The 26,878-nt window shown below is 72.8% G+C and carries 24 protein-coding genes and 1 riboswitch; of the genes, 14 read left to right on the top strand and 10 right to left on the bottom strand.

Features of this window, described 5'->3' with window-relative positions; all coding sequences use genetic code 11:
* Positions 1 to 77: 77 nt before the first annotated feature.
* The 3 genes from ABT171_RS02525 to ABT171_RS02515 form a co-directional block, all read right to left on the bottom strand.
* Positions 78 to 1,607 (bottom strand): protein kinase domain-containing protein, encoded by a 1,530-nt coding sequence (locus tag ABT171_RS02525; RefSeq protein ID WP_351238911.1) that lies wholly within the window; start codon positions 1,605 to 1,607, stop codon positions 78 to 80.
* Positions 1,604 to 2,368 (bottom strand): FHA domain-containing protein, encoded by a 765-nt coding sequence (locus tag ABT171_RS02520; protein WP_351238909.1) that lies wholly within the window; start codon positions 2,366 to 2,368, stop codon positions 1,604 to 1,606. Before ABT171_RS02520 ends, ABT171_RS02525 begins: the two co-directional genes overlap by 4 nt.
* Positions 2,369 to 2,521: 153 nt before the next feature.
* Positions 2,522 to 3,094 (bottom strand): single stranded DNA-binding domain-containing protein, encoded by a 573-nt coding sequence (locus ABT171_RS02515; RefSeq protein WP_351238907.1) that lies wholly within the window; start codon positions 3,092 to 3,094, stop codon positions 2,522 to 2,524.
* Positions 3,095 to 3,359: 265 nt separating this feature from the next.
* Here ABT171_RS02515 and ABT171_RS02510 point away from each other — a divergent pair, with 265 nt between their 5' ends.
* From ABT171_RS02510 to ABT171_RS02495, 4 genes are all read left to right on the top strand, one after another.
* Complete coding sequence (locus tag ABT171_RS02510) at positions 3,360 to 4,214, top strand: bifunctional methylenetetrahydrofolate dehydrogenase/methenyltetrahydrofolate cyclohydrolase (protein WP_351238905.1); 855 nt, start codon at positions 3,360 to 3,362, stop codon at positions 4,212 to 4,214.
* The gene (locus ABT171_RS02505) at positions 4,204 to 4,674 is read left to right on the top strand and encodes a DUF3017 domain-containing protein (RefSeq protein ID WP_351238903.1); all 471 of its coding nucleotides are present in this window, start codon (positions 4,204 to 4,206) and stop codon (positions 4,672 to 4,674) included. Before ABT171_RS02510 ends, ABT171_RS02505 begins: the two co-directional genes overlap by 11 nt.
* 255 nt (positions 4,675 to 4,929) lie before the next feature.
* On the top strand, positions 4,930 to 6,315 hold the full coding sequence (locus ABT171_RS02500; RefSeq protein WP_351238901.1) for an XRE family transcriptional regulator: 1,386 nt from the start codon (positions 4,930 to 4,932) through the stop codon (positions 6,313 to 6,315).
* 345 nt (positions 6,316 to 6,660) lie between these two features.
* Complete coding sequence (locus ABT171_RS02495; RefSeq protein WP_351238899.1) at positions 6,661 to 7,650, top strand: malate dehydrogenase; 990 nt, start codon at positions 6,661 to 6,663, stop codon at positions 7,648 to 7,650.
* A gap of 72 nt (positions 7,651 to 7,722) precedes the next feature.
* On the opposite strand, the gene ABT171_RS02490 is transcribed toward ABT171_RS02495, so the two are convergent.
* Positions 7,723 to 9,144 carry an MFS transporter gene (locus tag ABT171_RS02490; protein ID WP_351238897.1) on the bottom strand — a complete coding sequence of 474 codons (1,422 nt, stop codon included), beginning with the start codon at positions 9,142 to 9,144 and terminating at the stop codon, positions 7,723 to 7,725.
* 102 nt (positions 9,145 to 9,246) lie between these two features.
* Here ABT171_RS02490 and ABT171_RS02485 point away from each other — a divergent pair, with 102 nt between their 5' ends.
* The 6 genes from ABT171_RS02485 to ABT171_RS02460 all read left to right on the top strand — a co-directional run bounded on the left by ABT171_RS02485 (position 9,247) and on the right by ABT171_RS02460 (position 17,624).
* Positions 9,247 to 10,179 (top strand): LysR family transcriptional regulator, encoded by a 933-nt coding sequence (locus ABT171_RS02485; RefSeq protein WP_351238895.1) that lies wholly within the window; start codon positions 9,247 to 9,249, stop codon positions 10,177 to 10,179.
* Between the two features lie 193 nt (positions 10,180 to 10,372).
* Complete coding sequence (locus ABT171_RS02480) at positions 10,373 to 11,893, top strand: aldehyde dehydrogenase family protein (RefSeq protein ID WP_351238893.1); 1,521 nt, start codon at positions 10,373 to 10,375, stop codon at positions 11,891 to 11,893.
* 68 nt (positions 11,894 to 11,961) lie between these two features.
* Entirely contained in the window at positions 11,962 to 13,491 is a 1,530-nt protein-coding gene (locus tag ABT171_RS02475; RefSeq protein WP_351238891.1) for a GMC family oxidoreductase, read from the top strand.
* On the top strand, positions 13,491 to 14,699 hold the full coding sequence (locus ABT171_RS02470; RefSeq protein ID WP_351238889.1) for a quaternary amine ABC transporter ATP-binding protein: 1,209 nt from the start codon (positions 13,491 to 13,493) through the stop codon (positions 14,697 to 14,699). The genes ABT171_RS02475 and ABT171_RS02470 overlap by 1 nt, the downstream gene beginning before the upstream one ends.
* Positions 14,699 to 16,657, top strand: coding sequence for an ABC transporter permease (locus tag ABT171_RS02465; RefSeq protein WP_351238887.1), 1,959 nt, complete (start codon positions 14,699 to 14,701; stop codon positions 16,655 to 16,657). Before ABT171_RS02470 ends, ABT171_RS02465 begins: the two co-directional genes overlap by 1 nt.
* Before the next feature lies 1 nt (position 16,658).
* The gene (locus ABT171_RS02460; RefSeq protein ID WP_351238885.1) at positions 16,659 to 17,624 is read left to right on the top strand and encodes an ABC transporter substrate-binding protein; all 966 of its coding nucleotides are present in this window, start codon (positions 16,659 to 16,661) and stop codon (positions 17,622 to 17,624) included.
* 5 nt (positions 17,625 to 17,629) lie between these two features.
* Here ABT171_RS02460 and ABT171_RS02455 read toward each other — a convergent pair whose 3' ends face one another.
* The 3 genes from ABT171_RS02455 to ABT171_RS02445 are packed head-to-tail and all read right to left on the bottom strand — an operon-like array spanning position 17,630 to position 19,298.
* Positions 17,630 to 18,352 carry an isocitrate lyase/PEP mutase family protein gene (locus ABT171_RS02455; RefSeq protein WP_351238883.1) on the bottom strand — a complete coding sequence of 241 codons (723 nt, stop codon included), beginning with the start codon at positions 18,350 to 18,352 and terminating at the stop codon, positions 17,630 to 17,632.
* On the bottom strand, positions 18,349 to 18,792 hold the full coding sequence (locus ABT171_RS02450; protein WP_351238881.1) for a carboxymuconolactone decarboxylase family protein: 444 nt from the start codon (positions 18,790 to 18,792) through the stop codon (positions 18,349 to 18,351). The genes ABT171_RS02455 and ABT171_RS02450 overlap by 4 nt, the downstream gene beginning before the upstream one ends.
* Entirely contained in the window at positions 18,789 to 19,298 is a 510-nt protein-coding gene (locus ABT171_RS02445; protein WP_351238879.1) for a carboxymuconolactone decarboxylase family protein, read from the bottom strand. Before ABT171_RS02445 ends, ABT171_RS02450 begins: the two co-directional genes overlap by 4 nt.
* Before the next feature lie 47 nt (positions 19,299 to 19,345).
* On the opposite strand from ABT171_RS02445, the gene pdxR reads away from it, so the two are divergent.
* Positions 19,346 to 20,740 (top strand): MocR-like pyridoxine biosynthesis transcription factor PdxR, encoded by a 1,395-nt coding sequence (gene pdxR / locus ABT171_RS02440; protein WP_351238877.1) that lies wholly within the window; start codon positions 19,346 to 19,348, stop codon positions 20,738 to 20,740.
* 4 nt (positions 20,741 to 20,744) lie between these two features.
* Here the strand turns inward: pdxR and ABT171_RS02435 are convergent, their stop codons facing one another.
* Together ABT171_RS02435 and ABT171_RS02430 are read right to left on the bottom strand one after the other, a co-directional pair.
* Positions 20,745 to 21,272, bottom strand: a complete 528-nt coding sequence (locus tag ABT171_RS02435; protein WP_351238875.1) for a hypothetical protein — start codon at positions 21,270 to 21,272, stop codon at positions 20,745 to 20,747.
* Between the two features lie 110 nt (positions 21,273 to 21,382).
* Entirely contained in the window at positions 21,383 to 22,210 is an 828-nt protein-coding gene (locus ABT171_RS02430; RefSeq protein ID WP_351239121.1) for a DMT family transporter, read from the bottom strand.
* Between the two features lie 119 nt (positions 22,211 to 22,329).
* Here ABT171_RS02430 and ABT171_RS02425 point away from each other — a divergent pair, with 119 nt between their 5' ends.
* Together ABT171_RS02425 and ABT171_RS02420 are read left to right on the top strand one after the other, a co-directional pair.
* Complete coding sequence (locus ABT171_RS02425; RefSeq protein WP_351238873.1) at positions 22,330 to 22,680, top strand: hypothetical protein; 351 nt, start codon at positions 22,330 to 22,332, stop codon at positions 22,678 to 22,680.
* 37 nt (positions 22,681 to 22,717) lie between these two features.
* Positions 22,718 to 23,902 carry a glutathionylspermidine synthase family protein gene (locus tag ABT171_RS02420; RefSeq protein ID WP_351238871.1) on the top strand — a complete coding sequence of 395 codons (1,185 nt, stop codon included), beginning with the start codon at positions 22,718 to 22,720 and terminating at the stop codon, positions 23,900 to 23,902.
* 6 nt (positions 23,903 to 23,908) lie between these two features.
* On the opposite strand, the gene rocD is transcribed toward ABT171_RS02420, so the two are convergent.
* Positions 23,909 to 25,126 (bottom strand): ornithine--oxo-acid transaminase, encoded by a 1,218-nt coding sequence (gene rocD, locus ABT171_RS02415; RefSeq protein ID WP_351238869.1) that lies wholly within the window; start codon positions 25,124 to 25,126, stop codon positions 23,909 to 23,911.
* A 91-nt stretch (positions 25,127 to 25,217) separates the two neighbouring features.
* A riboswitch (ZMP/ZTP riboswitch) is annotated at positions 25,218 to 25,306 on the top strand.
* 32 nt (positions 25,307 to 25,338) lie between these two features.
* Here rocD and ABT171_RS02410 point away from each other — a divergent pair.
* Positions 25,339 to 26,790, top strand: coding sequence for a glycine hydroxymethyltransferase (locus ABT171_RS02410; RefSeq protein ID WP_351238867.1), 1,452 nt, complete (start codon positions 25,339 to 25,341; stop codon positions 26,788 to 26,790).
* Positions 26,791 to 26,878: the final 88 nt, after the last annotated feature.

The raw sequence follows: 26,878 nt of genomic DNA, 5'->3' as shown, positions 1-26,878 counted from the left end.
CCCCCATGTGAACGAGTGGTTCGGTGGTTCCACCATCCCGGCCGCGCCCGTCCGCCGGTACCTCGGAAGTCTCAGGGTCACTTCTTTTCCGGAGGCGTGTACTCCTTGAGGTAGTGGGCGACACGGGCGCAGTAGTCGCGGTACTTCGGGGGAACTCCGCCCGTGTCGTTCACTTTCGAGTACGACGTCCGGTAGGCGGCGGCGAGCAGCACGCGCTTGTCGCCGGGCAGGCCGGACTTCAGGTGGGGCGCCATGAAGCAGAGGTAGCGGCCCATGGCCGGGATGGAGACGGAGGGCGTCAGGGGCGGGGTGGGCGTGGCCGACGCGGGTACGCCGTCGTCGCGCATGTACCAGCGCAGGACGGCGGGGGTCCAGCGGGCGATGCCGAACTCGTGCTGGGCCGGGTCGGAGAGGTTCGGGTCGAAGTTGCTCTCGGCCTTCAGCATCGCCGCGACGAGCGCGGGGGTGACCTCGGGCTCGGGGCAGGCGTGGGCGGAGTCGACGATGAGCTTCCGGTACTGCACCGGGACGCCCTGGTCCGTGCGGAGTTCGGAGGCGCCGTAGGCGGCCACGCCCTTCTCGCCGGTGCCGCCGGCAGCCGCCCAGGTGCTGATGCCGTACCCCAGGGCCGCGACGGCGGCGGCCGCGGCACCCGCGACGACCGCCCGCCGGCGTCCGCGGCGCGGGAACAGCCGGGGCGGGCGCGGCGAGCGGCCGGTGCCGGCGGCCCCCTCGACGCGGCGCAGCAGCGCCTCGGTGCCGATGCGTGCCTCGTGCGTCCGGGCCAGGCAGTCCCGCACGATCTCCCGCCAGGATTCCGGGAGTTCGGGCGACAGACGCAGTTCGTCGGTGCCGCGGGCGTAGGCGGCGGCCGCGTCGCGGCGGGCCGTCGGGGTGGCGCCGGACAGCGGGAAGGAGTCGGTGAGGACGAGGTGGGCGAGTACACCGAAGGCCCAGACGTCGGCGGAGGGGCGGATACGGCGGCCCCGTTCGCCGATCTCCGACCAGAGCAGTTCGGGCGGGGTGTAGTCGGGCGTGGAGAAGGCGGGGGTGTAGGCGTGGGTGCCCTCCAGCTCGGCGGCCATGTTGAAGTCGGCGAGCCGTGCCGAACCGTCCGCCATCAGCAGCACATTGGCCGGTTTCAGATCCCCGTGCACCCAGCCGGCCCGGTGCAGCTGGGCCAGCCCCTCGCAGATCTGGGCGAGCAGGGCGGGTCCGGCGTCCGGGCGGGGGGAGGCGGTGAGCAGGGCGGACAGGGAGCCCTCGGCGCGCTCCAGGACGAGGACGGTGGCGCCGTCGAGGGCGGGGCGGGACGGGTCGTCGACGACGACGGTCTCGTACATCCGGATCAGCCGCGGCCGGCTGAGCCGGCGGTGCAGCTCGACCTCGCGCTCGATGAGTTCGCGCAGATGGGCCAGCTGGCGGGGGGTGCCGGTGCCGGTGGGCAGGAACTTCAGGGCGGCGGTGCGCGGCAGTTCAGGAGTGCCGTCCCCGGTGCGGCGGCCCGCGTACACGCTGCCGAAGGCCCCCGTCGCGATCGGCTCGCGCACCTCCCAGACGCCGACCCGGTAGCCCCTGGGCACCGGCACGGCGTACGGCTCGGTCACCGGGCCGCCCGGCTCACGGACCCGGACCCGGATCCGGACAGGACGACCAGGTCGTCCTCGCGTACGAGGTCGAAGCGGAGTGCCAGGGAGACCAGGGACTCCTTCTTGCCGTTGAGGCGGGGACCGGTGTCCGCGGTCTCCGGGCCCGGCTTCAGCCGCAGCTTGACCGCCAGATAGTCGATGTTCCACTGCACCGAGGTGCGCGAGGCGGCCGGCCAGGCGGGGCGCAGCCGGTCGACGACCTGGTCGACGGTGGGCAGCGGGGCGTGCGGGTCGCCGCGCAGCCGCGGCTCGCACAGGGCGGCCAGGACGGCGAAGTAGCGCTTGGTGCGGTCCACGGAGAAGGCCGGGGCGGTGGTGTCGCCGTCCGGTCCCGCGCCGTCGCGCAGATAGTCGTGGCGCGGCGCCCACACCTCGATCGTCAGCAGCTCCCCGGCGGCGGGCAGCACGATCCGCGAGAACTCGAACGGCACGGGCGCGTCGAGCCGGCCCGGGCCGACCTTGATGTGCTCGCCGGCGCCCTCCGGGTTCTCCACGACGTACGTGTGCCGCGCGGACAGGTTGCTCAGTATCCAGAACGCGCCCTGGGCGCCGAGTTCGCCGGCCCGCCGGGAGACCCCGTCGTGCGGGATCCTCAGGTCGTTGCCCGGCGCCCGCCCGAAGCTGAGGCGCTCACCGGGGGCGAGCCGGATCTGGGTGCGGTGGGTGCGGTCCTGCCGGTCCTCCGTGGTCGGCGGAGGTACGACGATGATGCTGTACAAGGTGCGGCTCCCCGTGCCTTGCGGCCACCCCGGCCGGGTACGGCTACCCGAGTCAGACTAGGGGGAGACACCAGGGCCGTGCCTCCCCCTGGACGGGTGAGACACGGCCCTCGGTGTTGAAATGGCGCGAACTGTGCCGTCGCGCGGGCGGGTTCAGTAACGGGCGCGGTTGAACCAGGCCTTGCCGTTGGCTCCGCCGACGAAGCAGGCGATCAGGATGGCCAGCACCGTGTGGACGAGGCCCACGATGACGAACGGGTACAGGCCGAGGACCGCGGTGATGATGCCGAACACCAGGGTGGTGATGCGGACGCCGTTGCCGCCGGTGTTGAACTTCGCCGCGAGCACGGCCGCGAACACGCCCCAGGCGAGCGCGAACACCGTCAGGGTCAGCAGGAGGCCGGTCCCGTAGTCGGCGACCTTCTGGAAGGAGGAGTCGTCCTGCAGGGCGCTGTCGTGCTTCGCGTGGTTCACGGCCACCGCGTAGAACGCGAACAGCCCCGCGCCGATCACCTGCAGGCCCACGATCACCCAGAGCATCACGCGCGCCGCGCTGACGTTGCCCGGCATGGCGGTCATCGGGGCGCCGGCGCCGTACTGCTGCTGGACCGGCGGCGCGGCCGGGTAGCCGTAACCGGCGCCCTGGGGCTGCTGCTGCGGGTAGCCGTAGCCGGGCTGCTGGCCCTGCGGGGCGCCGTAGGGATTGTTCTGGTCGCCGAAGCTCATGGCGGTGTTTCCTCCGTTGGATCGAGTGCTGGGGACGAGGCGCGGCACTGCACGGAGGAGATTTTCTACAGATGCGGTCCGTCCCCCCGTCGAGCTGCCCGCTGCACTGTGCTGCTCATCGTTCTTGACCGGTTACTGACTTGTCCAGCCGGAAGCCACAGGTGTTGTGCAAGTGCAACATCGTCGATCATCTGCCGACAAGGCGGTACGGCGCCCCGCCACCCCGGATTGGAACCGGGGCCGGGTCATCCGCGAGGATGGGTGCATGACCGCCCAGATTCTCGATGGCAAGGCCACCGCAGCCGCGATCAAGTCCGATCTGACCGCCCGCGTGGCGGCGCTGAAGGAGAGGGGCGTCACGCCCGGCCTCGGCACGATCCTGGTCGGGGACGACCCCGGCAGCCAGAAGTACGTCGCCGGCAAGCACCGCGACTGCGCACAGGTCGGCATCGCCTCCATCCAGCGCGAGCTGCCCGCCACGGCGACCCAGGAGGAGATCGAGGCGGTCGTCCGCGAACTGAACGAGGACCCGTCCTGCACCGGCTACATCGTGCAGCTGCCGCTGCCCAAGGGCATCGACGAGAACCGCATCCTGGAGCTGATGGACCCGGCCAAGGACGCCGACGGGCTGCACCCCATGAACCTCGGCCGGCTGGTGCTCAACGAGCCCGCGCCGCTGCCCTGCACCCCCAACGGCATCCTCTCCCTGCTCCGCGCCCACGGCGTGGAGATCAAGGGCGCCGAGGTCGTGGTGGTCGGGCGGGGCGTGACCATCGGGCGTCCGATGCCGCTGCTGCTCACCCGGCGCAGCGAGAACGCCACCGTGACCCAGTGCCACACCGGCACCCGCGATCTGTCCGCCCACCTGAAGCGGGCCGACATCATCGTCGCGGCCGCCGGCTCCCCGCATCTGATCCGCGCCGAGGACGTCAAGCCGGGCGCCGCCGTCCTGGACGTCGGTGTCTCCCGCAACGCCGAGGGCAAGATCGTCGGTGACGTCCACCCGGACGTCGTCGAGGTGGCCGGCTGGATCTCTCCGAACCCCGGCGGTGTGGGCCCGATGACCCGGGCGCAGCTGCTGGTCAACGTGGTCGAGGCGGCGGAGCGCAGTGCCGGCTGAGCAGGCGCACGGCGGCGAGCCGACCGTGCGCGACGCGATCAGCGCCCCGGACGCGCAGGGGCAGCCGCGGCGGACCACGCGCCGCTTCCCGCGGATCACCCGGGACACCGCCCGGCCCGAGGGCGGCGGCCGGGCCGCGCCCGGCGACGCCCCGGCCCCGGCGCGGCAGTGGCCCCTGCTCGTGGTGCTCGGCGGGGTCGCGCTCGGCCTGCTGCTGACCGCGCTCGACGTGTTCCGCTTCGGCACCCTGCTGATCGGCGCCGCCCTGCTGGCCGGGGCGGTCATGCGCTGGATATTGCCGGGCGTCGGCATGCTCGCCGTACGCTCGCGCTTCACGGACATCGTCACGTACGGCGTCCTCGGCCTGGTGATCGTCCTGCTGGCGATGATGGTCCAGCCCAAGCCGTGGCTGCAGATCCCGTTCCTGAAGGACACCCTGCACTTCACCATCAGCCAGTAGAGGTGTGTGCAGGACGGCGGCTCGTCCCCTCCCCCGAGGAGGGACGAGCCGCCGCCGTCTTTCAGCCTTCCGCCCATGAACGGCCTGTTCAACGCCTGTCCATGCGCTGTGGCACGGAAGTGACCGTTCCGCTACGGTGTCCGCGCGCCGTTCGTGCTCCCGCGCGCCCCCACCCCGGGAACTGGGATCCACAGGCAGGGCATCCTTGTGGGTAGCCAGGACGGGGAAGCCCGGGGGAGAGCAAGGGGGGAATCGATGCCTCGCTGGAAAGACCTGCCCGACGATCTGGACCCGCAGATCAAGGAGTTCACCAGCCAGGTGCGACGGCTCGTGGACCGCAGCGGCATGAGCGTCGCGGCACTCGCCGACCGCACGGGCTACAGCAAGACGTCCTGGGAGCGTTACCTGGGCGGCCGGCTCCTCGCGCCGAAGGGCGCGGTCGTCGCGCTCGCCGAGGTCACCGGCACCAGCCCCGTGCACCTGACCACGATGTGGGAGCTGGCCGAACGCGCCTGGAGCCGGGCGGAGATGCGGCACGACCGCACCATGGAGGCGATCCGCATCTCCCAGGCGCGCGCCGCACTCGGGGACTTCGGCGCGGCGGAGGCGGCCGGCGGCCCGTCCGGCCGCAAGGGGGAGGGCCTCGGTCCGGCCATCGGCATCGCCGGTCCGGCGGGCGTCTCCCCGACGATTCCCCCACAGCCGGCGGCCCCCGACGCCGACGCGCGGGACGGCGCGGGGCGGGGCGGTGCGCGCCGTGGTCCGGCTGACCGTGACGGTGCGGGCCTGGGTTCGAGCGGCCGTGAGGGTGCCGGTCCCGACCCGGCTGACCGTGAGGGTGCGGGCCGGGGTTCGAGCGACCGTGAGGGTGCGGGGCGTGGACCGGCTGACCGTGACGGGGCCGGAGCGGGCGGGAGCTCCGGTGGCAACTCATGGAATCTGGCCGGGTATCAGGGGCCGTCCCCGGTGCGGGCCCGGCCCGGAACGGGGGACCGCGCGGGTGCCGGCGCCGCCGCCGCGAACGGTTTCCGGCCCGGCGCCCTGCCCGGCGGTGCCGGCCGGGTCCCGGACGCGCCGGACCTCTACGGCGGGCAGCAGCCGCAGGCACCGGCCCCCCGGCCCGGCGGCGGCGCCCCGGCCCCGGGGAACGCGGGGCGGCAGCGGGTGATCATGTTCGTCACCGGGCTCGTCGGTGTGCTCGTCGTCATAGCCGCCGTCTTCTTCTTCACCCAGCGGCACGGCGCCAAGCACGAGAACACCGCCAAGCCGCCGTCCCCGAGCGCCACCCCGGACGTGAGCACCCCGCCCGGGGTCAAGTGCGCCGGCTCCGCCTGCACCGGCAAGGACGCCGAGGCGATGGGCTGCAGCGGGGACCTGGTCACCACCGCCCGGACCGTCACCGTCGGCACCACCACCCTGGAGGTTCGCTACAGCAAGGCCTGCGGCACCGCCTGGGGCCGGATCACCGGCGCCGCCCAGGGCGACAAGGTCCAGATCACCGCCGGCAAGGTCCGGCAGACCGGCGAGACGACCACCGTCGGCGACACCATCGCCTACACCCCGATGGTCGCCGTGCGGAACGCGGCAGAGGCCAAGGCCTGCGCGAACCTCGCCTCCGGGCGGACGGGGTGCACGAAGTAACGGCGTGCGTGCGGCACGGAGCAGCGGCGCGCGTGAAGGAGGCGGGTGAAATTCCGGGGGCGGGCGCATGGCGGGGCGGATCCGGGGCACGCGAGGAGTACCCCCACGGGAGTCCGGCAACCGGTACCCCCACCTGGCGGCCGCCCGTCCTCTCTCCCTCTCCCGGACGGGCGGCCGCCACGTCGTCCGGTACGTGTCCGGCTTGTGGGCTGATCCACACGGCCCCGGACGTCTCGCATGCCGGATGCGCGATAGCCTGACCGCTGGATCTCTCTTGACGCCAAGAGATCGATCATCCGCCCGGGGCAGGGACGCCCCACCGCCAGCTGTCATACGGAGAACGCCATGACCCGCACTCCCGTGAACGTCACCGTCACCGGCGCGGCCGGCCAGATCGGTTACGCCCTGCTCTTCCGCATCGCCTCCGGCCAGCTGCTCGGCGCGGACGTGCCGGTCAAGCTGCGCCTCCTGGAGATCACCCCGGCGCTCAAGGCCGCCGAGGGCACGGCCATGGAGCTGGACGACTGCGCCTTCCCGCTGCTCCAGGGCATCGAGATCACCGACGACCCGAACGTCGCCTTCGACGGCGCCAACGTAGCCCTCCTGGTGGGCGCCCGCCCGCGCACCAAGGGCATGGAGCGCGGCGACCTGCTGGAGGCCAACGGCGGCATCTTCAAGCCGCAGGGCAAGGCCATCAACGACCACGCCGCGGACGACATCAAGGTCCTCGTCGTCGGCAACCCGGCCAACACCAACGCGCTCATCGCCCAGGCCGCCGCGCCGGACGTCCCGGCCGAGCGCTTCACCGCGATGACCCGCCTGGACCACAACCGCGCGCTCACGCAGCTCGCGAAGAAGACGGGTTCGACGGTCGCCGACATCAAGCGCCTGACCATCTGGGGCAACCACTCCGCCACCCAGTACCCGGACATCTTCCACGCCACCGTCGCCGGCAAGAACGCCGCCGAGGTCGTGAACGACGAGAAGTGGCTGGCCGAGGACTTCATCCCGACCGTCGCCAAGCGCGGTGCCGCGATCATCGAGGCCCGCGGTGCCTCGTCGGCCGCCTCCGCCGCCAACGCCGCGATCGACCACGTCCACACCTGGGTCAACGGCACCGCCGAGGGCGACTGGACCTCCATGGGTATCCCGTCGGACGGTTCCTACGGTGTCCCGGAGGGCCTGATCTCCTCGTTCCCGGTCACCACCAAGGACGGCAAGTACGAGATCGTCCAGGGCCTGGACATCAACGAGTTCTCCCGTGCCCGCATCGATGCGTCGGTGAAGGAGCTGGAGGAGGAGCGCGAGGCGGTTCGCTCCCTGGGCCTCATCTGAGAGTTCCGGTAAGCGCGGCCGACGCTCGGCATCCCGCCGCAGGGGTGCCGAGCGTCGCCGTGTGCGTACCGGCTACCCGCCGTGGGTCTGCGGGGCCGTTGCCGGGTGCGGGTCCTTTGCCGCTGCTCGCGCGGTTCCCCGCGCGCCTTCAGGGCGCTTCCTGTACCCGGCCACCACCAGCGTCGTGGCCGCCAGCACCACCACCCCCACCGTCCGCAGGGCCGGTCCCATGCCGTGCAGCAGGTCGGTGTGCGAGGACAGGACGGTGCCGGTGACGGCCACGCCCAGTGCCGCGCCGGTCTCCCGGGCCGTCGTGCCGAGGCCGGAGCCGAGGCCCGTCTGGTGGGCCGGGAGCGAGGTGACCACGCCGAGGGTCAGGGCCGGCATGGACAGTCCGGCGCCGGCCGAGATGGTCAGGAGCCAGCAGACGAACACCGCGTACGGCGTGCCCGCGTCGGCCGTGGACGCGCCGAGCAGGCCGAGGCCGATCAGGGCGAGACCGGTGCCGATGACCGCGCGGGGGCGGCCGGCCCAGCGGGTCGCCAGTTTCTGGGTGGCGGCCATCCCGAACACCAGCGGCAGGATCGCCACCCCGGTGACGGCGGCTCCGAAGCCCTTCACATCCTGCAGGTACTGCGCGTTGACGAAGAACAGCGAGAACAGGCCGAAGAAGCCGGTGGCCGTGCCGAGGGAGGCCGCGCGCAGGCGGGGCGAGCCGAAGACGCGCGGGTCGAACAGGGGGGCGGGGGAGCGCAGGGCGTGCCGGGTGAAGGCGGCGATCAGCAGCGCGCCCGCCGCGAAGGCACCGAGGATGCGGGTGGAGGTCCAGCCGTAGGCCGGTCCCTCGATGATGCCGAACAGGACCGCGACCAGGCCCGCCGTCAGGAGCATTGTGCCGAGCGGGTCGGGGTTGCCGCGGGCGGAGCGCTCGGTGTGCGGGACGGCGGCCGAGACGGCCGCGGCGAGGACGGCGGCGAGCGGGACCATGACCGCGAACAGGGCGCGCCAGGTGAGGAACTGGCCGACCAGGCCGCCGCCCAGGTTGCCCGCCGCGCCGCCCAGGCCGATCGACAGCGTCCAGGCGCCCATGGAGCGGGCCCGGTGCTCGGGGGCGGACAGGTGCATCAGGATCGAGAGGGTGGCGGGGGTGATGAGGGCCGCTCCGGCGCCGGACAGGCCCCGGCCCGCTATCAGCACGGCCGGACCGGTGGCGAGCGCGCTGGTGGCGGCGCCCGCCGCGAACAGGGCGAGCCCGGTGAGCAGGGCCCCCTTGCGGCCGTACCGGTCGCCGAGGGCACCGGCCGGGATGAGCAGGCCCGCGAAGACGATGACGTAGGCGTCGACCGTCCACAGGATCTCGGTGTGCGACGGGTGCAGGGACGAGGAACCCAGCTGCGGGATCAGGAGGTTGATGGCGGCGACCATGCTCTGGGCGACCAGGACGCAGGCGCACAGCGCGAGCAGGGTGGGGCGTTTCAGGGCGTGCGCGGGCACGGCTCCTCCCGGGAGCTTCGGTGGGTGGTGTGGGATGCGTCCTCACCGTAGGCTCCGCAGTGACCTGCTTTCCAGTGCAACCTCTGCAAGGAATACCTGCACATGACGCAATCCACCGGACTGGACCTGAATCTGCTGGTCGCCCTGGACGTGCTGCTGGAGGAGCAGAGCGTGCAGGGCGCGGCCCACCGGCTGCATCTGTCGGAGCCCGCCATGAGCCGCACGCTCGGCCGGATCCGCAAGGCGCTCGGCGATCCGGTCCTGGTGCGCGCCGGACGCCGGATGGTGCCCACCCCGCACGCGCTGGCCGTACGGGCCGAGGTGAGCGCGGTGGTGGAGCGGGCCCGGGCCCTGTTCGCGCCGGGCCGGGACACCGATCTGCGCACGGTGAGCCGCACGTTCACGATCCTCGGCCATGACTCGATCGCCGCCGCCCACGGCGCCACCCTCTTCGCCCGCGCCGCCCGCGAGGCCCCCGGCATCCGGCTGCGCTTTCTCTCCGAGAGCCATGTGGACGTCCCGGTCCTGCGCCAGGGCACCGCCGACCTGGAGGTCGGGGTGATCGACTCGACCGCGCCCGAAGTGCATGTGGAGACGGTGTACGAGGAACGCATGCTGGGTGTCGTACGGGCCGGTCACCCGCTGCTCACGGGGGAGCTGACGCCCGAGCGGTTCGCCGGGGCGGCCGGTCATCTGATCGTGTCCCGGCGCGGCAGGCAGCGTGGGCCGATCGACGACGCGCTGGGCGAACTCGGCCTGGAGCGGCGTGTGGTGGGCAGCGTCGGCACCTATCCCGCCTCGCTGTTCGTGGTGCGCGAGACCGATCTGATCGGGCTGATCAGCCACTGGGGCCGCTCGCTGGCCCACACCCTCGGCCTGGTCACCTTCGAGATCCCGCTGCCGCTCCCCGCGGTCGGCGTCGGCTTCGCGTGGCACCCCCGCCACGACGCCGACCCCGCCCACGCGTGGCTGCGCGGCTGCGTGCGGGACCTGATGCTCCAGGGGGCGGGGACCGGTCCGCCGCCGCGTCCGTGATCAGTGGCGACGGGTGGGACACGCCCTCGCCGGGCTATTTGTCCGCTTTTCGGTAGCTCTTTCAGTGATGCGGCGCACTTTCGGCCACCGATTGCGCATGCCTTCCGAAGCCCCGGGCAGGCGGTGACGGTCCCCGACCGTGACACGTCTGTGACACAGGGGTACGGAACAGGAACGGAAGGCAATACCGATCATGGCGGACAGAAACGAACGACAGGCCGAGGCGACCATCCATGCGGGGGGCGAGTGGCTGGAAGCGGTCTCCGGCGCGACGCGCGAGATCCTCGACCCCGCGGACGCCCGGCCGTTCGCCGTGGTCGCCGAGGGTGACGAGAGGGATGCCGAGCGTGCGGTGGCCGCCGCGCGGCAGGCCTTCGACCACGGCCCCTGGCCCGGCACCCCCGTCGCCGAGCGCGCCGCGCTGCTGCGCCGCGTCGCCGGCCTCCTCGTGCGCGACCGCGAGGAGCTGGGCCTGCTGGAGAGCCGGGACGCGGGCAAGACCGTCGAGGAGGGCCGGGTCGACATCGACTGTGTCGCCGACGCCTTCCGCTACTTCGCCGACCTGGTCGCCGCCGAGGCCCCGGGCCGGGTGGTCGACGCCGGCTCGCCCGACGTCCACAGCGTCGTCGTCCATGAGCCGGTCGGCGTCTGCGCGCTGATCACCCCCTGGAACTACCCGCTCCTCCAGGCCAGTTGGAAGATCGCCCCGGCGCTCGCCGCCGGCAACACCTTCGTGGTCAAGCCCAGCGAGATCACCCCGATGACCACCATCGCGCTGATCGAGCTGCTCGCCGAGGCGGGGCTGCCCGCCGGCGTGGCCAACATCGTCACCGGCCCCGGCCACACCGTCGGCGCCCGGCTCGCCGAACACCCCGGCGTCGACCTGGTCTCCTTCACCGGCGGCCTGGTCAGCGGCACCAAGGTGGCCCAGGCCGCGGCCCCGACCGTGAAGAAGGTCGCCCTCGAACTCGGCGGCAAGAACCCCAACGTCGTCTTCGCCGACGCCTGCGCCACCGAGGAGGGCTTCGACACCGCCGTCGACCAGGCCCTCAACGCCGCCTTCATCCACAGCGGCCAGGTCTGCTCGGCCGGCGCCCGGCTCATCGTCGAGGAGTCGGTCCGCGAGCGCTTCGTCGCCGAACTCGCCCGCCGGGCCCAGCGGATCAGGCTCGGCCGGGGCACCGAGGCCGGCGTCGAGTGCGGCCCGCTCGTCTCCGAGCAGCACCGCGCGAAGGTCGAGGCGTACGTCGCCGGCGCGCTGGAGGAGGGCGCCGTACTGCGCTGCGGCGGCAAGCGGCCCGAGCCGTCACCGGATCGCCCCGAGACCGGCTACTTCTACGAGCCGACCGTCCTCGACGCCTGCCACCGCGAGATGACCGTCGTACGCGAGGAGGTGTTCGGCCCGGTCCTCACCGTCGAGACCTTCCGCACGGAGGAGGAGGCGGTGTTCCTCGCCAACGACACCGAGTACGGCCTCGCCGGTGCCGTGTGGACCAGCGACCCCGGCAGGGCCCGGCGCGTCGCCGGCCGGCTGCGCCACGGCACCGTCTGGATCAACGACTTCCACCCCTATCTGCCGCAGGCGGAGTGGGGCGGCTTCGGCAAGAGCGGCACCGGCCGCGAGCTGGGGCCCGCGGGACTCGCCGAGTACCGCGAGACCAAGCACGTCTACCAGAACCTCGCACCGAAGCCGGTGCGCTGGTTCGCCGGCTGAGCCCCGCCTCCTCCCCCGGGAACCCCCCTGGCTCTTCCCCCGGAAACACCTCCTGGAGTAGTACCCCCATGTCCCACACCCCCCACGTCTACGACTACGTCGTCATCGGCGGCGGCACCGCCGGTTCCGTCATCGCCTCCCGCCTCACCGAGAACCCCGACGTCACCGTCGCCGTCATCGAGGGCGGCCCGAGCGACGTGGGCCGCGACGACGTCCTCACGCTGCGCCGCTGGATGGGCCTGCTCGGCGGTGAACTCGACTACGACTACCCGACGGTCGAGCAGCCCCGCGGCAACTCCCACATCCGGCACAGCCGTGCCCGCGTCCTCGGCGGCTGCTCCTCGCACAACACCCTCATCTCCTTCAAGCCGCTGCCCTCCGACTGGGACGAGTGGGAGGAGGCCGGCGCCAAGGGCTGGGGCGCCGTCCCCATGGAGGCCTACTTCGCCCGCCTGAAGAACAACATCGTCTCCGTGGACGAGAAGGACCGGAACGCCATCGCCCGGGACTTCGTCGACGCCGCCCAGTCCGCACTCGGGGTACCCCGCGTCGAGGGCTTCAACCGCAAGCCGTTCACCGAGGGCGTCGGCTTCTTCGACCTCGCCTACCACCCCGAGAACAACAAGCGGTCCTCGGCGTCGGTGGCGTACCTGCACCCGGTGATGGACGAGCGGCCCAACCTGACCGTCCTGCTGGAGACCTGGGCGTACCGGCTGGAGCTGAACGGCACCCGCGCCGAGGGCGTCCACGTGCGCACCAAGGACGGCGAGGAACTGCTGGTCCGCGCCCGCAACGAGGTCGTGCTGTGCGCGGGCGCCGTCGACTCCCCGCGCCTGCTGCTGCACTCGGGCATCGGCCCCCGCCAGGACCTCGAAGCCCTCGGCATCCCGGTCGTCCACGACCTGCCGGGCGTCGGCGAGAACCTCCTCGACCACCCGGAGTCGGTCATCGTCTGGGAGACCCACGGCCCGATCCCGGAGAACTCCGCGATGGACTCCGACGCCGGCCTGTTCGTGCGCCGCGACCCCGAAAGCCCGGGGCCGGACCTGATGTTCCACTTCTACCAGATCCCGTTCACGGACAACCCCGAGCGACTGGGCTACGAGCGGCCGGAGTTCGGGGTGTCCATGACCCCGAACATCCCCAAGCCGAAGAGCCGCGGCCGGCTGTACCTGACCAGCGCCGACCCGTCCGTGAAGCCCGCCCTGGACTTCCGGTACTTCACCGACGAGGACGACTACGACGGGCAGACCCTCGTCGACGGCATCCGCATCGCCCGCGAGATCGCGCGGACCGAGCCGCTCGCCGGCTGGCTCAAGCGCGAGGTCTGCCCCGGCCCCGAGGTCCTCGGCGACGCGGAGCTGAGCGAGTACGCCCGCAAGGTCGCGCACACCGTCTACCACCCGGCCGGCACCTGCAAGATGGGTGCCCCGGACGACGAACTCGCCGTGGTCGACCCCGAGTTGAGGATCCGCGGTCTCGACGGCATCCGTATCGCCGACGCGTCCGTGTTCCCGACCATGCCCGCCGTGAACCCGATGATCGGGGTGCTCATGGTCGGGGAGAAGGCCGTCGAACTGATCGGAGGTGACGCCTGATGGCGCTCACGGTTCCCACCCGCAAGCCGCCCACCACGACCGCGCCCGTCTTCTCGGTGTCCGGCCTGTGGAAGGTCTTCGGCCCCAAGCCGGAGCGGATACCCGCCGACCCGGAGCTCAGCACGCTGAACCCCGCCGACCTGCGCGCCCGCACGGGCTGCACGGCGGCGGTGCGCGACGTCTCCTTCGACGTCCGCAAGGGCGAGGTCTTCGTGGTCATGGGCCTGTCCGGCTCCGGCAAGTCCACCCTGGTCCGCTGTCTGACCCGCCTCATCGAACCCACCGCCGGCACCATCGCCATCGACGGCGAGGACGTCCGCGCGATGGACAAGGGCCGCCTGCGCGAACTGCGCCGGCACCGGGCCGCCATGGTCTTCCAGCACTTCGGCCTGCTCCCGCACCGCACGGTCCTCGACAACGTGGCCTACGGCCTGGAGATCCAGGGCGTCGGCAAGGCCGAGCGGCGCGAGCGGGCCGCCGAGGTCGTCGCCAAGGTCGGCCTGGAGGGCATGGAGCACCGCCGCCCCGGCCAGCTGTCGGGCGGCCAGGCCCAGCGCGTGGGCCTGGCCCGCGCCCTGGCCGTCGACCCGGAGGTCCTCCTCTTCGACGAGCCGTTCAGCGCACTGGACCCGCTCATCCGGCGCGACATGCAGGACGAGGTGGCCCGCCTGCACCGCGAGGAGGGCCGCACGATGGTCTTCATCACCCACGACCTCAGCGAGGCCCTGAAACTCGGCGACCGCATCGCCCTGATGCGCGACGGCCGAGTGGTCCAGCTCGGCACCCCGGAGGAGATCGTCGGCTCCCCGGCCGACGACTACGTCCGCGAGTTCGTCCGGGACGTGCCGCGCGAGCAGGTGATGACCTGCCGTACGGCCATGCGCCCCGCGTCCGCGGCGGAGACGGGCACCGGCCCGGCGGTCCGCCCCGAGGCCACGGTGGCCGAGGCCATCGAGGCGGTGGCGCGGGCGGGGCAGCCCGCCCGGGTGATGGACGAGGGCAGGTGCCTGGGCGTCGTGGACCACGAACAGCTGCTGGACGTCGTAGCCGGCGTCACCACCCCACCCGAGGCCGCCACCGACGCCGCCGCAGTGGCCGCGACGGCACCCCGCGAGCGCGGGCAAGCGACCCCACCCGCCCCCCGCACCAGCCCGGAGAGCACCGGCACCAGTCCCGAGGGCGATCGCACCAGCCCGGAGGCCGTCTGATGGCGACGCTCAGCTTCCCGACCTCCCGTACCGGCAAACCCCGCGTCCTCAAGAGCCGAGCCGCGGGCAAACTCCTCCTGCTCGCCCTCTTCGCCGCGGTCCTCGTCCCCTGGGCCGCCACCCGCTGGCCCGGCGCGGCCTGGCCCCACGAGCTGACCGTCGACCTCTCCAAGCCGCTCGCCGACGCCAGCAACTGGATCATCGACAACCGCGACAGCCACCCGCTGTTCCTCTACTTCTTCGGCTACCTCAGCAACGCGGTCGTCCTCTCCGTCCGCGCCGTCTACCTCACCCTGCTCGCCGCGGGCTGGGCCGGTGTCACCGCCTTCGCCGGCCTGCTCGCCTGGCGCGTCGCCGGCGTCCGCCTGGCCGCCGGCACCGTAGCCGCGCTGCTGGCCTGCGGCGCCCTCGGTATGTGGGTCCCGACCATGCAGACCCTCGCGCTGATGGTGGTGGCCGTCCTCGCCTCCGTGGCCGTAGGAGCCGTCCTCGGTCTCGCCGCCGGCCTCTCCGGCCGCCTCGACCGCGCCCTGCGCCCGGTCCTGGACACCATGCAGGTGCTGCCCGCGTTCGCCTACCTGCTCCCCGTCGTCCTGGTCTTCGGCATCGGCGTACCCGCCGCGGCGCTCGCCACCGTCATCTACGCCGCCCCGCCCATGGCGCGGCTGACGGCGCTCGGGGTGCGGGCCGCGGACGCCGGCGTGATGGAGGCGGTGGAGTCGTTCGGTGCCACCTTCCGGCAGCGGCTGCTGACCGCCCGGCTGCCCCTCGCCCGCAAGGAGATCATGCTGGGCGTCAACCAGACGATCATGATGGCGCTGTCCATGGTCGTGATCGCCTCCATGATCGGTGCCGGAGGTCTGGGCGACCGTGTCTACCAGGCGCTGGCCTCCGTCGACGTCGGCGCCGCGCTGGCGGCCGGCATCCCCATCGTGCTGCTCGCCATCGCGCTCGACCGGGTGACCGCGGCCGTGGGCGAACGGCTGGGCTCCGGCTCCACGAGCACCGCGGCGCGCCCCGTGGCGGGCTGGTCCACGGCGGCCGCGGTGACGGCCGCCGTGGTGCTCGCCGGCCGCCTCTCGGACCGGCTCGCATGGCCGGACACCTGGGTCGCCGACATCGCCGGGCCGGTGAACACCGTCAAGGACTGGATGGTCGACCACCTCTACAGCGGTGTCCCCGTCGTCGGCGGCACCGCCGACTGGGCCGCCCGCTTCACCACCTGGGTGCTGGACCCCGTCCGGGCCGGGCTGCAGGGGCTGCCCTGGTGGGGGCTGCTCCTGATCGTCGCCGTGGCGGCCTGGCTGATCGGCACCTGGCGCACGGCCCTCACCGCGGTGCTGGCGATGGCGGCGATCGGCGTGCTCGGGGTGTGGACGCCGTCCCTGGACACCCTCTCTCAGGTGCTGGCCGCGGTGGCCGTCACCCTGGTCATCGGCTTCGCCACGGCTGTCGCCGCCGCCCGCAGCACCCGGTTCGAGCGGCTGCTGCGCCCGGTGCTGGACGTCTGCCAGACCATGCCGCAGTTCGTCTACCTCATCCCGGTCGTGGCGCTGTTCGGGGTGGGCCGTGCGCCCGCTGCCGCCGCCGCCGTGATCTACGCACTGCCCGCCGTCGTGCGCATCATCAGCCAGGGGCTGCGCCAGGTCGACCCGGGCGCCCTGGAGTCGGCACGCTCGCTGGGGGCCACCGGGGCCCAGCAGCTGCGGCAGGTCCAGTTGCCGCTGGCCCGGCGCGCCGTGCTGCTCGCCGTCAACCAGTGCGTGGTGCTCGTCCTCGCCGTGGTCGTCGTCGGCGGCCTCGTCGGCGGCGGTGCGCTCGGCTACAACGTGGTGTTCGGGCTGGCCCAGGGCGACCTGGCGACGGGTCTGGTGGCCGGTGCCGCCATCGTCTGCCTGGGGCTGATGCTCGACCGGGTGACCCAGCCGGCGGAACGCGGCGCGCGGAAGGGAGCGTGACATGAGGAAGCTGAAACGCAGGACGGCGCTGATCGCCGCCGGAGCGGCCACCGTGTCGCTGCTCACCGGCTGCGGCGCCGCCGACATGACCAAGCAGGCCAGCCCGTTCGCCAACGCCCGGGGATCGAAGACGGTCACGCTCTCCGTGCAGTCCTGGGTGGGGGCCCAGTCCAACGTGGCCGTCGCCCAGTACATCCTGGAGCACAAGCTGGGCTACCGCGTCGACACCGTGCAGGTCGACGAGGTGCCCGCCTGGGACGCGCTCAGCCAGGGCCGGGTCGACGCCATCCTGGAGGACTGGGGCCACCCGGACCAGGAGAAGCGGTACGTCGAGGACAAGAAGACCATCGCGCGGGGCGGAGACCTCGGCGTGACCGGTCACATCGGCTGGTTCGTGCCGACGTACCTCGCCAAGCAGCACCCGGACATCACGGACTGGAAGAACCTCAACAAGTACGCCTCCCTCTTCCGTACGGCGGAGAGCGGCGGCAAGGGCCAGCTGATGGACGGCTCCCCGTCGTACGTCACCAACGACAAGGCCCTGGTCAAGAACCTGAAGCTGGACTACCAGGTCGTCTTCGCCGGCTCCGAGGCGGCGCAGATCACCCAGATGAAGCAGTTCGCCAAGGAGAAGAAGCCCTTCCTGACCTACTGGTACGCACCCCAGTGGCTGTTCAAGAAGGTCCCCATGACGGAGGTGAAGCTCCCGCCGTACAAGGACGGCTGCGACGCGGACGCGGCGAAGGTCGCCTGTGCCTACCCGCACACCCCGCTGCAGAAGTACCTCAACGCGGACTTCGCGAAGTCCGGCGGCAAGGCGGCGGCCTTCCTGAGGAAGTTCAGCTGGACGACCGAGTACCAGAACGAGGTCTCCCTGATGATCGCCGACCAGAAGCTGTCGCCCCAGGACGCCGCCGGGAAGTGGGTGGACAGCCACCCCGACGTGTGGAAGCGGTGGCTGCCCTGACGTCCTTACTCGGCAAGGGCGTCGGCGATCTCCGTGAGCGCGGCGGCCGCCCTGCGCTGCAGTCCCGGTCCGAACGTGATCCGGGTGGCCCCGAGTCCGCCGAGCGCGGCGGGCGAGGGGCCGTCCGCGTCCAGGCGGGCGAGCGCGTTCAGCGGGCCCTGGATCCCGGCCCGCAGCAGCGGCAGCGTGTCCGCCGGGGCGAGGATCGGGTAGACGCAGTCGGCACCCGCCGCCACGTACAGCGCGGCCCGCTCGATGACCCGTTCGGGGTCCCCGTCCCCGTGGACGAAGGTGTCGACGCGGGCGTTGAGGAACAGCCGGTCCCCGGCGGCCGAACGCACCTCGGCGAGGAACTCGGCCTGCTCGCGCGGATCCTTCAGGACACCGTCCACGGAGTCCTCCAGGTTGCAGCCGACGGCGCCCGCCTCCAGCAGCCGCTCCACCAGCTCCTTGGGCGCGAGCCCGTACCCGCCCTCGACGTCCGCGGACACCGGCACGTCCACCGCCCGCGTGATCCGGGCGACCGCGGCGAACATCTCGTCGGCCGGAGTCGCCCCGTCCGCGTACCCGAGCGAGGCGGCGACCCCCGCGCTCGGCGTGGCCAGCGCCGGGAACCCGGCCTCGGCGAAGACGCGCGCGCTCGCCGCGTCCCAGGGCCCGGGCAGGACCAGCGGGTCGCCCTGGGCGCGCCGCAGATGCAGCGCGCGGAACACGTCCACCTTGCTCATGGCCGGTAACCCCCCGGTGCGGTGCGGCGGCTGACCATCAGCCGGTTCCAGCCGTTGATGACGCTGATCAGGCCGATGAGATGGGCGAGTCCGGCCTCGTCGAAGTGCCTGGCCGCCTGCTCGTACACCTCGTCCGGCACAAAGCCCTCCGTCAGCACGGTGACCGCCTCGGTCAGCGCCAGCGCGGCTCGCTCCCGCTCGCTGTAGAGGCCCTCGGTCTCCTCCCAGGCGTTGAGGAGCTGGACACGGTCCTCCGACTCCCCGTTCTTCCGGGCCATCCGCACGTGCATGTCGAGGCAGAAGGCGCAGTGGTTGATCTGCGAGGCGCGGATCATGACCAGCTCGGCGAGCACCGGGTCGCCGAGCCCCTTCTTCGCGGCCGCGCTGAGCGCGGACATCGCCTGGCCGACCTCGCGGTCCAGCAGCTGGGTACGGCTCACCGGTGCTGCCCCGCCTGGTAGTGGCCGGGCACCGCGCGGGTGGTCACACCGAACCGGTTCCAGGCGTTGATCACCGCGATCCCGGCGATCAGCTGCGCCAGCTCGGCCTCCTCGAAGTGCTTGGCGGCGTTCTCGTACACCTCGTCCGGCACGAAACCGTCCGTGAGCACGGTGACCGCCTCGGTCAGCTCGATCGCCGCCAGTTCCTTCTCGGTGTAGAAGTGCTTCGACTCCTCCCAGGCGCTGAGCTGCACGATCCGCTGGACGCTCTCGCCGGCCGCCAGCGCGTCCTTGGTGTGCATGTCCAGGCAGAGCGCACAGTGGTTGATCTGCGAGGCGCGGATCTTCACCAGTTCGTACAGCTTGGGGTCCAGGCCCTGCCTGGCCGCCGCGTCGAGCCGGATCATCGCCTTGTAGACCTCGGGGGCGTGCTGGGCCCAGCGCATGCGGGGGGTGTGTTCGGGCGCGTACTCGACGGTGTCGCCGGTGCTGGTGTCTGTGCTCATGCCCTCGACCCTAGGAGCGAGGCAGCCCAGGAGTATGGTCCATTTCCATGGTGGAATCCTGGGCCACTTTCGGCGTCGACCTGCATCTCGAACCGACCGGCGGGGGCGGTCTGCGCCGGGGCCTGACCGACGCCCTGCGCGACGCCGTCCGCACCGGCCGCCTCGCCGCCGGCACCCGGCTGCCCTCCTCCCGGTCCCTCGCCGCCGACCTCGGCATCGCCCGCAACACCGTCGCCGAGGCCTACGCGGACCTGGTGGCGGAGGGCTGGCTCACCGCCCGGCAGGGCTCCGGAACCCGGGTCGCGGAGCTGGCCGCGGCCCCGCCCGCCGGCAGGGGCGCGGGACCCCGGCCCCCCGAACCCGGCCGTCCGGCGTACAGCCTGCTCCCCGGCGCCCCCGACCTCGCCGCCTTCCCGCGCACCGAGTGGCTCAAGGCCGCCCGCCGTGCCCTCGCCACCGCCCCGTACCACGCCCTCGGCTACGGCGACCCGCGTGGCCGGCCCGAACTGCGCACCGCCCTCGCCGGGTACCTCGCGCGCGTGCGCGGCGTCCGCGCCGACCCGGAGACCGTGCTGATCACCTCCGGCTTCGCGCACGCCCTGCGCATCATCGGCACGGTCCTCGCGGCCCGCGGGGTGCGCACGGTGGCCGTCGAGTCGTACGGCCTCGACGCCTACTGGGGCCTGCTCCAGCAGTCCGGCCTCAGCACACCCGCCCTCCCGTACGACGAACTCGGCACGGACACCCGGGTCCTGGACGACGCCGGCGCGGTGCTGCTGACCCCCGCCCACCAGTTCCCCATGGGTACGGCCCTGCACCCCGAACGGCGGGCCGCCGTGATCGACTGGGCGCGGCGCACCGACGCCGTGATCCTGGAGGACGACTACGACGGCGAGTTCCGCTACGACCGCCAGCCCGTCGGCGCCCTCCAGGGCCTCGACCCCGACCGTGTGGTCTACTTCGGCACCGCCAGCAAGTCCCTGGCCCCCGGACTGCGGCTGGGCTGGACGGTGCTGCCCCCGGCCCTCGTGGAGGAGGCGGCCGCGGCCAAGGGCCGCGTCGACACCGTGGGCGCGCTCGAACAGCTCACCCTCGCCGAGTTCCTCACCTCCGGCGCGTACGACCGTCACGTCCGCTCCTCCCGGCTGCGCCACCGGCGCCGCCGCGACGCCCTCGCCGCGTCCGTGACCGCCCGCGCGCCCGAGGTGGCGGTCACCGGCATCGCCGCCGGCCTCCACGCGGTGCTGGGGCTGCCCGCCGGCATGGAACAGTCGGTGATCCAGGCCGCGGCCTGGCAGGGCCTCGCCCTCCGCGGCCTGTCCCCGCACCGCCACCCACAGGCCCTCGCCGAGCCGCTGGACGCACTGGTCGTGGGCTACGCGACACCGCCGGACAGCACGTGGGCGGGGGCCCTGGACGCGTTGTGCAGGGTGCTGCCGTAGGAGTTCAGGTGCCTGACGGCAGCCAGGGCGCGAGCTCGTCACGCCATCCCTCGAAGTGCTCCAGGGCGACGCTCAGCCGGGAGCCCTCCGCCCGATGGAGGGCGCCGACGATCTGGTGCGGGTCGACGACAGGAAGAAGAGACTCGCCTTCCTCCTCCGACGCGGCGACGGCTTCGGCCTCCCGCTCGGTGAGCCGGTCGTACGGGTAGGTCAGGGCGGGGCACGACCGCTCCCGGCTGGGGCAGGGAGTACCGGGCGGCCACACCCAGACCGCGTCGTGGTGCCGTACGAGGACCTCGCCCAGGTACCAGGCGACCGCCCGCAGGAACGGGCCCCGCCGGTCGTCGTACTGCTCTTCCCAGGTGGCGTGGCGCTCCAGGACGAGGCGTTCGAGGCGGGCGAGTGAGGCGGCGGAGAAGTCCCACGGGCCACCGGTCCGTTCGGCGAGGGCCGCGAAGTCGGCGCGGGCGGTGTCCAGCCAGGCGTTCAGCTGCGGGTTGTTCCGGTAGGAGGGGTCGTCGACGGGGCGCATGCCCGTGACCCTACGACCGGCGGGTGCGGCGCGTGGCAACGCGCCTGTGCGCGGGGCGGGTTGACGGGATCGTGCGCCACGGCGGGCAGCGGAAGACCAGGGAGGCGGCCTCAGCCCTCCTCGGCCGCCACCGGCGCCTCCCCGAACCGCGCCAGCGCCAGCGCGCCCGCCACGGCCACCAGGAATCCCAGGACCGCCAGCCAGGCCAGCCCGTCCCGGGTGCGGTCCCCCAGCCAGACCACGCCCACCGCCGCCGGGCCGATGGTCTCGCCGATGACCAGGCCGGCCGTGGCCGCGGTCACCGATCCGCGTTGCAGCGCGGAGGTCAGCAGCACGAACGCGGCGCCTCCGCCGATCACCAGCGCGTAGGCCGCCGGGTTGGTCAGCAGACCCGCCGGCGCCAGACTGTCGATCAGCCGGACCGACACCTCCACCACCCCGAACCCGAACCCGGCCCCGAGCCCCAGCACCAGGGCCCGGCTCGCCCCCGACAGCCGCCCGGCCGCGAGGGAGAGCAGCAGCATCCCGACCGCCACGGCGAGCATCACGTACCGCAACGCGTCCGAGCCGCCCTCCTCGCCCTCCGGCCCGGACGCCAGCCCCAGCATCGCGAGCCCGGCGCAGACCACGGCCACCGCGGTCCACTCGGTGCCGCTCAGCCGCACCCGCAGCAGGCGCGCCGCCACCACCGCGGTCACCGCCAGACTCGCCGCCAGGGCCGCGCCGACCGCGTAGATCGGGAGGGACCGCAGCGCGGCGATCTGGAACAGGAAGCCGAGCCCGTCCAGTGCCAGCCCGGCGATGTACCGCCACTGCCGCAGCGCCCGCAGGAGCAGTGCCGCCTCGCCGCCCCCGCCCGTACCGGCTTCTCGCGCCGCCACCGCCTGCAACACCGTCGCGGTACCGAAGCAGACCGCCGCGCCAAGGGCGCACACCATTCCAAAGAGCACAAAGGGACTCTAGGAGAGGGCCGACCGGGACACCCAACGGGGTCCGCGCTCTTACCGTTCTCTAGTCTGAACCGATCGTCCGACGAGCCCACGGGGGAGACACCACGATGGAGAACACACGCCGCCGGCTGCGCTCCGGCACGGTCGTCCTCGGCGGCATGGGCCTGCTGGCCGCCGCCCTGACCGCCTGCTCGTCCGAACCGGACAAGCGCTGTGTCGACCGCGGCAGCTACAACCTCGCCAAGGGGTACAAGATCGTCTCAGACCGGAACTGCAAGTCGACCAAGGCGTCCGTGAACGGCGCCTGGTACTACGGCGGCGACAAGCGGGGTTCCTGGGTGGACGGCGGCTCCTTCACCATGCCCCGCAGGGGCTCCGGCTCCGGCAGCTCCTCCAGCGGCGGCACCGGAGTCCACCGCGGCGGCTTCGGCGGCGGCTACCACAGCTCCGGCGGCTGACCGGGCAACGGATCGGACAGCGACCGGAGACCGCCGTATGGAACGCCGTACCACCACCCCACGCCCCGGCTGGCAGCAGACCGTTGAGGAGCAGGGGCTCGTCTACCCCCTCACCCGCCACCCCGACGGCTCCCTGCGCCCCTACTGGGACGAGAGCGCCTACTACGTCTTCTCCCTGGAAGAGGTCGAGGCGCTGGAGGAGACGGTCGGGGAACTGCACCGCATGTGCCTCACGGCCGCCGAGCACATCGTGGCGAAGGACCGGCTCGCCGACCTCGGCATCACCGACCCCGGCGTGGCCGCCGCCGTCACCGAGGCCTGGCGCCGCCGCGCCGAACTCCCCTCCGTCTACGGCCGGTTCGACCTCCGCTACGACGGCACCGGCCCGGCCAAGCTGCTGGAGTACAACGCCGACACCCCGACCTCGCTGGTGGAGGCCGCCTCGCCGCAGTGGTTCTGGATGGAGGACCGCTTCCCCGGCGCCGACCAGTGGAACTCCCTGCACGAACGCCTCGTCGAGGCCTGGCGGACGCAGGCCGCGCTGCTTCCGCCCGGCAGTCCGCTGCACTTCGCGCACTCCTCCGCCGACGAACTCGGCGAGGACCTGATGACGGTCGCCTATCTGAAGGAGACCGCCGAACAGGCCGGCCTCGACACCGACTGGCTGTCCATGGAGGAGATCGGCTGGGACACCCTCTCCGGCCGCTTCGTCGACAACCAGCTCCGGTTCATCCGCGGCATCTTCAAGCTCTACCCGTGGGAGTGGCTCACCACCGACGCCTTCGCCGGGCACGTCCTCGCCACCCTCGACAACGGCGGCGGCACCGGCAGCACCCTGTGGATCGAACCCGCCTGGAAGATGCTGCTCAGCAACAAGGCCCTGCTGGCCGTCCTCTGGGAGCTGTACCCCGGCCACCCCAACCTCCTCCCCGCCTACCTGGACGGCCCCCGTGAGCTCGCCGCCGGGAAGGGCTACGTCGCCAAGCCCCTGCTCGGCCGCGAGGGCGCGGGCGTCACCGTGCACCAGCCGGGCGCCCCGGCCGCACTCCGCGACGAGCCCTGCTGCTACCAGCAGCTCGCCCCGCTGCCCGCCTTCGACCGCAACCACGTCGTCCTCGGCGCCTGGGTCGTCCAGGACGAACCGGCCGGCCTCGGCATCCGCGAGTCCTCCGGCCTGATCACCGACGAGTACGCGCGTTTCCTGCCGCACGTGATCCTCTAGGGCCCGTCAGAAGGGGCCCCGCACCCCCAGCACCGCCCGCAGCTGGGCGAGGCCCCAGTCCAGGTCCTCCTCGGAGATGACCAGCGGCGGTGCGATCCGGATGGTGGCGCCGTGGGTGTCCTTCACCAGCACGCCCCGGTCCATCAGCCGCTCCGACACCTCCCGCCCGGTGCCGGCCGCCCGGGCGATGTCCACCCCGGCCCACAGCCCGCGTCCCCGCACCGCCGTCACCGCGCCCGTGCCGAGCAGCGCCGTCAGCTCACCGTGCAGCCGCGCCCCCAGCTCGGCCGCCCGCGCCTGGAACTCGCCCGTGCGCAGCATCGCGATCACCTCCAGCGCCACCGCGCAGGCCAGCGGATTGCCGCCGAACGTCGACCCGTGCTCGCCCGGCCGGAACACCCCGAGCACCTCCGCGCTCGACACCACCGCCGACACCGGCAGGATCCCGCCGCCCAGCGCCTTGCCCAGCACATACATGTCCGGGACCACCCCCTCGTGCTCGCACGCGAAGGTCCGCCCGGTGCGGCCGAGGCCCGACTGGACCTCGTCGGCGACGAAGAGCACGTTCCGCTCGCGGGTCAGCTCCCGGACCGCGGGGAGATAGCCGGCCGGCGGCACGATCACGCCGTTCTCGCCCTGGACCGGCTCCAGCAGCACCGCCACGGTGTTCTCCGTCAGCGCCTTGCGCATCGCCGTCAGATCGCCGTACGGCACGATCTCGAACCCCGGCGTGTACGGCCCGAAGTCCGCCCGCGCCTGCGGGTCCGTGGAGAAGCTGATGATCGTCGTCGTACGCCCGTGGAAGTTGCCGCCCGCGACGACGATCTTCGCCATCTCCGCGGGCACCCCCTTCACCCGGTACCCCCACTTCCGGGCCGTCTTCACCGCGCTCTCCACCGCCTCCGCGCCGGTGTTCACGGGCAGCACCATCTCCATCCCGCACAGCTCGGCCAGCTCCGTGCAGAACGCCGCGAACCGGTCGTGCAGGAAGGCGCGGGACGTCAGCGTCACCCGCTCCAGCTGCGCCTTCGCCGCCTCGATCAGCCGCCGGTTGCGGTGCCCGAAGTTCAGCGCCGAGTAACCGGCCAGCCAGTCCAGGTACCGCCGCCCCTCCACATCCGTCATCCAGGCGCCGTCCGCCGCGGCCACGACGACCGGCAGCGGACGGTACGTGGGCGCACAGTGCGCTTCGGCGGCGGCGATGAGGTCTTCAGCAGCGGTCACGGCGGCTCCCGGCGACGAGGGGATCTCCTTCCTACCCTCGCTCGCATGGTGGACGTCGGAACCTGGCCGGGTGTCCCGCCCGGTAGGCTGATCAGCGGGCCGTGACTGGCGCGCTGGGATGGGACGGACCATCGGGGAGCGGCCCGAGTCCGATGTGTGCCGTGCGCCTGGGCCGAACGTGAACGCTGTACGCACGCCGTCCGGAGGTCCTCATGCCAGAGCAGCAGCCCCTCTCCACCGAGTCCACCGCCTTCCGCGCCGCCCTCGACGTCATCCGTGCCGTCGAACCGCGCGTAGCCGACGCCATCGGCCAGGAGGTGCACGACCAGCGCGAGATGCTCAAGCTGATCGCCTCCGAGAACTACGCCTCCCCGGCCACCCTCCTCGCGATGGGCAACTGGTTCAGCGACAAGTACGCCGAGGGCACCGTCGGCCGCCGCTTCTACGCCGGCTGCCGCAACGTCGACACCGTCGAGGCCCTCGCCGCCGAGCACGCCCGCGAGCTCTTCGGCGCCCGGCACGCCTACGTCCAGCCGCACTCCGGCATCGACGCCAACCTCGTCGCCTTCTGGGCCGTCCTCGCCGACCGGGTCGAGGTCCCCTTCCTGGAGAAGGCCGGCGCCCGCCAGGTCAACGACCTGACCGAGGCCGACTGGGCCGAGCTGCGCCAGGCCTTCGGCAACCAGCGCATGCTCGGCATGTCCCTGGACGCGGGCGGCCACCTCACCCACGGCTTCCGCCCGAACATCTCAGGAAAGATGTTCGACCAGCGCTCCTACGGCACCGACCCGGCCACCGGCCTCATCGACTACGAGGCCCTGCGCGCCCAGGCCCGCGAGTTCAAGCCGCTGATCATCGTCGCCGGCTACTCCGCGTACCCCCGTCTGGTGAACTTCCGGATCATGCGCGAGATCGCCGACGAGGTCGGCGCCACCCTGATGGTCGACATGGCGCACTTCGCGGGCCTCGTCGCCGGCAAGGTCCTCACCGGCGACTTCGACCCGGTCCCGCACGCCCAGATCGTCACCACCACCACGCACAAGTCGCTGCGCGGCCCGCGCGGCGGCATGGTGCTGTGCGACGACTCCCTCAAGGACCAGGTCGACCGCGGCTGCCCGATGGTCCTCGGCGGCCCGCTGCCGCACGTCATGGCCGCCAAGGCCGTCGCCCTCGCCGAGGCGCGGCAGCCCGCCTTCCAGGACTACGCCCAGCGCATCGTCGACAACTCCCGCGCCCTGGCCGAGGGCCTGATGCGCCGGGGCGCGACCCTGGTCACCGGCGGCACGGACAACCACCTCAACCTGATCGACGTCACCACCTCCTACGGCCTCACCGGCCGGCAGGCCGAAGCGGCGCTGCTGGACTCCGGCATCGTCACCAACCGCAACGCCATCCCGGCCGACCCCAACGGCGCGTGGTACACCTCCGGCATCCGCATCGGCACCCCCGCGCTCACGACCCGCGGCCTGGGCACGGCGGAGATGGACGAGGTGGCGGGCCTGATCGACCGGGTCCTGACGACGACGGAGCCGGGCACCACCAAGTCCGGCGCCCCGTCGAAGGCCGCCCACGTCCTGGACGAGAAGGTGTCGCAGGAGATCGCCCAGCGCGCGACGGACCTGGTGGCGGCCTTCCCGCTCTACCCCGAGATCGACCTCGGCTAGAGACACCCGGGGGCGGGGCCGTATTCGATATGCGGCTCCGCCGCGTGGGCGCGGCCGGCCCACCACGGTGCGCGGTTCCCCTCGCACA

The sequence above is a fragment of the Streptomyces sp. NPDC001851 genome (assembly GCF_040297165.1).
In the GTDB taxonomy this organism is placed as follows: Bacteria; Actinomycetota; Actinomycetes; order Streptomycetales; family Streptomycetaceae; genus Streptomyces.
The sequence above is the reverse complement of the archived record's forward strand: the minus strand, read 5'-3'. Positions and strand labels throughout refer to the sequence as shown.